We start from the raw sequence: 1,270 nt of genomic DNA on the forward strand, positions 1-1,270 counted from the left end.
ATATAATGTCGTACCTGATGAATGTCTAGTTAACTACGATATTCGCTTTGTGCCAGGACAAAAATGGGAAGATATTATTGAAGAAATGACTGAACTTGCTCAATCTATTAACCCCAAAAATATTGTCAAACCTGGCGGTAAAACACCCGCCATTACAACAACCGAAGATAATGCTTTTGTTCAATCTCTTGCTGGTGTTATAGCACAAGTAACACAAAAAGAGGCTGTGTTATTCGGGCAGCATGGAGCTGCGGATACACGTTACTATGCAAAAACTGGTGCTGGAGCAATTGAGTTCGGACCAAGCGGAGACGACTGGCACGGACCAGGAGAGTATGTATTGATATCATCCGTTGAGCAATATGCAGACATTTTAACGAAATATGCATTGATTTGAAACCTCTACTAATGTTGTAACGTATTAAATGGCAGTAAGCATTAAAGGAGGAGTATTAATGGATAATCAACGTATATTATCCGCTTTGTGTTATTTCAGTATTTTATTCGCTCCATTCTTATTGCCATTAATCGTATATTTCGTTTCACCGACAGCTGAGGTTAAGTATCATGCGAAACGCTCTCTTCTGTCACACTTGATTCCCGTGGTGCTCGGAATTGTCGGGTTCATTGTATTAGTGATTGGTTCAATCGCAGTATTCAGCACGACAGTTGATGGTACTGCAGAGCCTAGCACATCATTTAACTTCCTGACTGCAGGACTTCCTTTCTTGTTTATTGCAGTCTATGGTATTCTTTCTCTTATTGTACTGATCTGGAATATCATCCAAGGAATTAAAGTACTGCAATAGGTTTACCTTGGGCTCTTTACGGGAATTAAATTAATATACAATACTGACAGGAGCGATACACATGAGAATCGGTAACTTAGTTAAGACCGCTGTAAAGTTTGCGCCAATTATTATTCCAATCGTAAAAAAAGTATTGGATTCAAGAAAACGCTCCACAACAATAACATATCCACGCAAATAAAAAGTTGGAACTCATTAATCTGAGTTCCAACTTTTTTTATATCATCGTTTTCATTTCAGATATGGCAATATAGTCTTCTTCCAAAAATGATGATGGCAGTGCGGCAGATTCATCTCCAGCTGCCGTTGCCTTTGCCCCTTGACGGTCTTTCATAATCTGTTCGAAGCTCAGTGGATTTGCAGGAGGAATCTCCCCTGCCAATACCTGCATGCCACCTTTAGCATAGACATTGAAGAAGCTGTTAGCCATTGCTCTGTATCCTTCAGCATTAGGATGCACA

Annotated in this window: 2 protein-coding genes and 1 pseudogene; 2 read left to right on the forward strand and 1 reads right to left on the reverse strand. The window is 39.7% G+C overall.

Features of this window, described 5'->3' with window-relative positions; genetic code table 11:
* The coding region (locus AC1DSB_RS19460; RefSeq protein WP_477587436.1) for a M20/M25/M40 family metallo-hydrolase at nt 1–397 on the forward strand (397 nt) is incomplete at its 5' end.
* A gap of 58 nt (nt 398–455) precedes the next feature.
* Entirely contained in the window at nt 456–809 is a 354-nt protein-coding gene (locus AC1DSB_RS19465) for a magnetosome magnetite crystal formation protein family (RefSeq protein ID WP_477532004.1), read from the forward strand.
* A gap of 217 nt (nt 810–1,026) precedes the next feature.
* Here AC1DSB_RS19465 and AC1DSB_RS19470 read toward each other — a convergent pair.
* Nucleotides 1,027–1,270, reverse strand: a pseudogene (locus tag AC1DSB_RS19470) (SGNH/GDSL hydrolase family protein); the annotation flags it as partial.

The sequence above is a fragment of the Paenisporosarcina sp. P4_E4_2 genome, assembly GCF_056401595.1.